This is a genomic window from Planctomycetota bacterium (assembly GCA_016872555.1).
GTDB lineage: Bacteria > Planctomycetota > Planctomycetia > Pirellulales > UBA1268 > F1-20-MAGs016.
Map to the genome: position 1 here is coordinate 1 of VGZO01000100.1, position 5,807 is coordinate 5,807.

6 protein-coding genes are annotated in these 5,807 nt (G+C 65.8%); 1 reads left to right on the top strand and 5 read right to left on the bottom strand.

Annotation, left to right across the window (positions count from 1 at the left end; genetic code table 11):
• Positions 1 to 418 precede the first annotated feature (418 nt).
• Both FJ309_16955 and FJ309_16960 read right to left on the bottom strand, forming a co-directional pair.
• A complete protein-coding gene (locus tag FJ309_16955) occupies positions 419 to 721 on the bottom strand; it encodes a hypothetical protein (protein MBM3956263.1) in 303 nt (100 codons plus the stop codon).
• 81 nt (positions 722 to 802) lie between these two features.
• Complete coding sequence (locus FJ309_16960) at positions 803 to 1,489, bottom strand: resolvase (GenBank protein MBM3956264.1); 687 nt, start codon at positions 1,487 to 1,489, stop codon at positions 803 to 805.
• A 359-nt stretch (positions 1,490 to 1,848) separates the two neighbouring features.
• Between FJ309_16960 and FJ309_16965 the strand changes: the two genes are divergently transcribed.
• Complete coding sequence (locus tag FJ309_16965; protein MBM3956265.1) at positions 1,849 to 2,496, top strand: hypothetical protein; 648 nt, start codon at positions 1,849 to 1,851, stop codon at positions 2,494 to 2,496.
• Between the two features lie 288 nt (positions 2,497 to 2,784).
• Here the strand turns inward: FJ309_16965 and FJ309_16970 are convergent, their stop codons facing one another.
• The 3 genes from FJ309_16970 to FJ309_16980 form a co-directional block, all read right to left on the bottom strand.
• Positions 2,785 to 3,984: a hypothetical protein gene (locus FJ309_16970; GenBank protein ID MBM3956266.1), complete on the bottom strand. Its 1,200-nt coding sequence runs from the start codon at positions 3,982 to 3,984 to the stop codon at positions 2,785 to 2,787.
• A gap of 416 nt (positions 3,985 to 4,400) precedes the next feature.
• Positions 4,401 to 4,862 (bottom strand): hypothetical protein, encoded by a 462-nt coding sequence (locus FJ309_16975; GenBank protein MBM3956267.1) that lies wholly within the window; start codon positions 4,860 to 4,862, stop codon positions 4,401 to 4,403.
• A gap of 81 nt (positions 4,863 to 4,943) precedes the next feature.
• Positions 4,944 to 5,684, bottom strand: coding sequence for a resolvase (locus FJ309_16980; GenBank protein ID MBM3956268.1), 741 nt, complete (start codon positions 5,682 to 5,684; stop codon positions 4,944 to 4,946).
• Between the last annotated feature and the right edge of the window lie 123 nt (positions 5,685 to 5,807).

Genomic DNA, 5,807 nt, shown 5'->3' on the forward strand with positions numbered 1-5,807 from the left:
CCTTCGGGTGCCCCTTTGCCAGTGGCAACCAAGGAAAGGTGATCGTCGGGAAACCGGCGTTCGACTTGAACAACGCACCGGCCGGTGAGGAGTGATCCTCGCCGGCCGTTGTCGTTTTCAGATCACGGTGATCGTGACGCCGGCCGCAGTTGCACGCCGAGGACACCGGCGACTCGATCCATGGCATGGCACGAAAGGCCACGTTCACGGCGAGTGAACCGGGAGATCGAGGACACAGGCACCGAGGCCTGTGCGGCGATCTGACGCAACGGCCGGCCATCGGTGAGGACGGCGGCCCGTAACGAGTCCGAGAGTAGCGGTGCGATCCGAGGTTGCACGCTCATGCGATCCTTCTCCGAAGTGACACTGTGCCACCACGGCGACACTGAATATACCGTGAGTGACAAAATGCAGGAACTCATCCACCAACGCTGATCGAAAGGCCTAGAACTGCGGCGATCTTGGCCGCCGTTTCGAGGCGAAGATCACGGTGCCGTGGATCGTCGGCAGGCATCATGAACCTGTCGATCTGACTCGCCTGCACGCCGGCGGCCTTTGCCAATGCGTAGTGCGTCAGGCCCGACGCTCTGATCGTCTGACGTAGTGCTACGTCGAGGCGTTGCACACGCGCCGCCTTCGGCATGGCCGATCCCTCGGTGATCGCCTTTACCCTCTTGGTGAGTGCGTCCATGATCGCCTTGTCGGTTGGTTTCTTCGGCATGGATCAGATCCTCAAGGTGGTGGTTCAGACGATCACGCTGATCGTCGGTGAGTGCGGCGGCCAGGTGCCGCAGCTCGTCGATCAGGCCGCCAAGGCGGCGGCGCGATCGAGGATCGACTTCACGGTGGTGTGCGTCCATGCGGCGCGGCCTTTCTTTGTGGCGTGTCCTGACTCGGTGAGGATCGAGGCGATCCGCCGCAGGCTAACGCCGGCGTCACGCAGTTCGTGGATCACACGCAGGATCGCCTGCTCGTCGGCGTGCTCGATCAGGCGGCCCTCGACGTCGGCCGTCCACCCGAACGGCACTTCGCCGGTGAGGCGGCCGGCGGCACGCTTGGCGGCCAAGGCGGCGCGGGTGCGGCTGCGGATCAGGCCGCGCTCAAACTCGCCTGCGGCGTTCACGACGTTCTTCATAAACACGGCGGCAGGATCGTCACCGTTGCCAACACCATCGGCCGAGAGGATCACGGCACCTTTGCGACTCACTGCACGCTCGATCACGGCGATCACGAAGGCGTCACGGCCGAGGCGGCACCGCTTGCCGATCACCAAGGCGTCACCACGACGCAGGCCGGCGACGGCGGCCATGAGTCCCGGCCGATCCTCGATCCCGGCCGCGCCGCTGATCCCGGCGTCAGTGTGCAGGCCGGTGACGGTGTGGCCGGCCTTGGCGGCGAAGGCCTCGCAGGCGGCGACCTGTGCGGCGAGGCCGAGGCCCGACTCGGCCTGATCGGTGGTGGAGACTCGAGTGTAGATCGTGACGTTCATGGTTTTGTCCTTGTCCTTGGTTGGTGGTGTGCCAGGCGTCCTTTCACCTGTGCCAGTATCCTATGCCGGTTGGCACACTGTGTCAACCGGCATACAGGGTATCGGCCAGGACGGCGGCCGGCCTGTACGTCACGGTTCGGTGACGTACACCGGCGGCCTCGATCCCGGCTCCCCGCCCGCCCGGGCGCGACACTAGGAAACCGGCTCGATCAGGCCGATCAGGGTGCCGGGAGGCCTCGGGTGCCAGAACGGCGGCCACAGGATCGCTCAGGACGGCCGATCAGGGTGCCGGCCGGTGGTGCCGGTGGTGCCGGTGGTGGTGGCGGCACGTTCGGCACCGGCGGCGCGGCCGGATCGAGGTGGCCGAGGCCTGCGGCGGCGCGGCCGGCCAGGACGATCAGATCGTCATGGGTTGGTTCACCAAGGACACCGCCATGAACACGTTGACCGAGACCGAGAGGGTGCAGCTGCACCGCCTGGAGGCCACCGTCGAGGCCGGCGTGTCGGCCACCCTGACGGTGATCGAGGCCGGGAAGGCCTTGGCGGCGATCCGCACCCGGCAACTCTACCGGGACACGGCGGCGTCATGGGATCAGTACGTCGAAACGAGGTTCAAAATCACGCGCCGCCGTGCGGATCAACTCGTGAGTTTTGCCGGTGTTCAAGACGCTCTACAGGCGTTCTCGGAGAAAACGGGAACCGCGGTTCCTGAAATGTCCGAACGTGCCATCCGGCCGCTCGTCGGCATGGACGCCGACACGATCCGGGTGGTGGTGGCCGAGGCCGCCGGTGAGGCCGAAGGCGTCACGCCGGCGACGATCCGAAAGGCGGCGGCCAGGAGGAGACCCAAGGCCGTGAAGGTGCCTCGGCCGGTGCGTCTGAAGGTGGCCGGTGCCGTGGTGGAGATCGCCTTGAACGTCAAAGGCGTGAAGGCCGGAGTCACCGTCGAGGCGGCCTTGGTGGCCGCGCTCGAGGCCGTGCGGCGGCAGGCCGCCGAGGCCGCCTGACGCAGTGACTTAGGGAACAATGTTCCCGAAGAGGCCGCCTGACGTTTCGTGCGGCAGTCGCCGGTGGTGGCACGTTCGCAGGCAGGGACGCCGGCGACGACGGCCGGCGAAGGAACCCTGTGCCGATCACGCAATTTCGGCCACGCGCACACGACGCAGGCCGAGTCGGTTTCGCCGACGCAGGCGTTCGGCAGATCGCACCTACCCCCCATGCGAAAACCTGCGGCGGCGCACGTCGTGCAGGCCGAGTGGTTTATACGAGACAGGCGTTCGGCAGATCGAGGCCGCCTACGTCACCGCCAAGGCGGCCAGGAACTCAGCCTTGGCGGCCTCGACGTCCTGCTGCCTTGGTGGGTGATCGGCCGACTGCGGCCCCATGGCGGCCTTCCTGGCCTTCGCCTCCAGGTACTCCCGCCTTGCCGCCTCCTGCTGCGGATCACGCCTGTGCCACGCCTCAGAGGCCTCTGCGGCTGATCGGCGTTCCTCCTGGCCGAGGTGCCGCTGCCTTGTCGGCGAAGCTGTGCCTTGAGACGGCAGGATACGGCCGGCGGGTACGTCGGGTTCGTCTCGGCCGGCGTTCACCGGCAGGATCGAGGCGGGTGCCTCGCCGGCCGTCAGGCCGGCCTCTGCCGCCGGCGGCGTGCCGACTCCATCGGCACCGCCGTCCGGCGTGTTCTCTGTTTGTTTTGTTTGTTTTTGTTCTATGACTGTGGTGCCACCGTGGCCCTTACAGGCGGCGGTTGGTGGTGCCACGGTAGTGCCACCAATGGTGCCACGGTTGACCCATGCCGGCCGCAGGACGGCCTCGGTGATCGTCAGGTAGATCACCGTGTTTTCGCACCGGCCTTTTGACTTGGTGGTGATCTTGCCCGTCGTCGGATCGGCCGTGTGCAGAACCTTCGGCCGGTGGATCACCACCAGGCCTAGTTTCGCCAAGGCGGCGCAGTCACGACGTACCTTACGAACGTCCTGACCTGACTCTCTAGCCAAGGCTCGAAGGCCGATCCCAAGGCGCTGCTGATCCCAGGTGGCGCGGCGCTTGTGGCACGCATATCCGAGTTCGGTGCAGATCGTGGTGAACGTCCAGCCGCACCTGGCCTTGCCAACGGCCTGCCGTGTTTCTCGGTTCAAGTTCGGCAGCGGTTGAAATGCCCAGCCGGTTCGGGAGGCGGTGGTGGCAGAACGGCCGGGACGGGACTCAACGGCCGAAACGGCCGAGGAACTTGAGGCGATCATGCGTGCAAACTTTCTAGTTGCACGCCGGCCCTGCCGCCGCCTATCCTTCGGGTGCCCCTTTGCCAGTGGCAACCAAGGAAAGGTGATCGTCGGGAAACCGGCGTTCGACTTGAACAACGCACCGGCCGGTGAGGAGTGATCCTCGCCGGCCGTTGTCGTTTTCAGATCACGGTGATCGTGACGCCGGCCGCAGTTGCACGCCGAGGACACCGGCGACTCGATCCATGGCATGGCACGAAAGGCCACGTTCACGGCGAGTGAACCGGGAGATCGAGGACACAGGCACCGAGGCCTGTGCGGCGATCTGACGCAACGGCCGGCCATCGGTGAGGACGGCGGCCCGTAACGAGTCCGAGAGTAGCGGTGCGATCCGAGGTTGCACGCTCATGCGATCCTTCTCCGAAGTGACACTGCGCCACCACGGCAACACTGAATATACCGTGAGTGACAAAATGCAGGAACTCATCCACCAACGCTGACCCATCGAAGGTCGAGGCCGTGATCCGGGACGACCCGAAGGCGCTCGCCGCGTTCCGGGAGGCGATGAAACACCAGGGGAAACGGCCCGACTTCGATGACAATGTAAACGAAGTGGCGTTCGGCAGGCCCGACGGCAACTCCCGCGCCTACTCGATATCACGATCTTGGCCGCCGTTTCGAGGCGAAGATCACGGTGCCGGTTGCATCACCAGACCAAGTTCAGCGGCAAGCTTTGCGGCGGTGGACAAGCGCATATCACCGCCGCGGCCGGCCTGTGGATCGTCGCTCATGAACCGCAGGATCACCGATGGTGCGATGCCGGCCGCCTGGCCGAGATCGTAGTAGCTGCGGCCTGACTTCCGCACTGCGGCCTTCAAGGCGGCGTCGATCATCTGCGGTTTCTTCGTGCTCGGTTTCGGCACGTTTGGTGCTCGCACCCTAGGTGCGGCGCGATGATCGCCGGCCTCGATGGCCTTCACCTTGCGGGTGAGTGCGTCCATGACTGCCTTCTCGGTGGGTTTCCTTGGCCTGTTCTTGTCCGCCCACTGTTGAGGCGTCAAAGGCTCCTGACCTCGCTGAAGGCGACTCATGTTCACCAACGCGAGTCCTTCGCTCATAACCTGTGCTCTGGTTTTCTTGGCCTTGGCCATCGGTTTGTTCCTGTAGGTGGCGGATCAGACGATCACGCTGATCGTCGGTGAGGCGGCCGGCGGCGGCCACCAGCTCGTCGATCAGGCCGCCAAGGCGGCGGCGCGATCGAGGATGCTTTTCACTGTGGTGTGGCTCCACGTTGCGTTGCCTTTCTTGGTGCGGTGGCCGGCCTCGGTGAGGATCGTGGCGATCTGCCGCAGGCTGACGCCGGCCGACCGCAGCTCACCGATGATCCGCAGGATGGCCTGTTCGTCGGCCTGCTCGATCAGGCGGCCGGTGGCATCTGCCACCCAACCGAAAGGTACCTCACCGGCCAACTCACCGGCCCGACGCTTGGCGGCCAAGGCGGCCTTGGTGCGGCTGCGGATCAAGCCGCGCTCGTAGACGCTGGCGGCGTCGATCACGTTCTTCATGAACTGGCTCGCCGGATCGTCGGCGTTGCCGATGCCATCGGCCGACAGGATGGTGGCACCCTTGCGGCTCACCGCCTTCTCGATCATCAGGATGGCCATCTGATCCCGGCCGAGGCGGCATCGCTTGGCGATCACGATGGCGTCACCGCGCCGCAGGCCGGCGATGGCGGCCATGAGGCCCGGCCGATCCTCGATCCCGGCCGCGCCGCTGATCCCGGCGTCAGTGTGCAGGCCGGTGATGGTGTGGCCGGCCTTGGCGGCGAAGGCCTCACAGGCGGCGACCTGTGCGGCGAGGCCGAGGCCGGTGGCGGCCTGCTCGTCAGTCGAGACTCGTGTGTAGATCGTGACGTTCATGGTGGCGACCCTCTTGGTGGTGGTGGCAGGCGTCCTTTCCGCCTGTGCCACCATCCTAGGTGGCAGATGGCACAGTGTCAACTGCCACCTATATCGGCCTGGGAGGCGGCCGGCCTGTACGTCACTGTTCGGTGACGTACACCGGCGGCCACAGGATCGCTCAGGACGGCCGATCAG

Excerpts from the sequence above, each read along its gene's own strand:
- FJ309_16955 (MBM3956263.1), bottom strand. The coding sequence starts at position 721 with ATGCCGAAGAAACCAACCGACAAGGCGATCATGGACGCACTCACCAAG.
- FJ309_16960 (MBM3956264.1), bottom strand. The coding sequence starts at position 1,489 with ATGAACGTCACGATCTACACTCGAGTCTCCACCACCGATCAGGCCGAG.
- FJ309_16975 (MBM3956267.1), bottom strand. The coding sequence starts at position 4,862 with ATGGCCAAGGCCAAGAAAACCAGAGCACAGGTTATGAGCGAAGGACTC.
- FJ309_16980 (MBM3956268.1), bottom strand. The coding sequence starts at position 5,684 with ATGGTGGCACAGGCGGAAAGGACGCCTGCCACCACCACCAAGAGGGTC.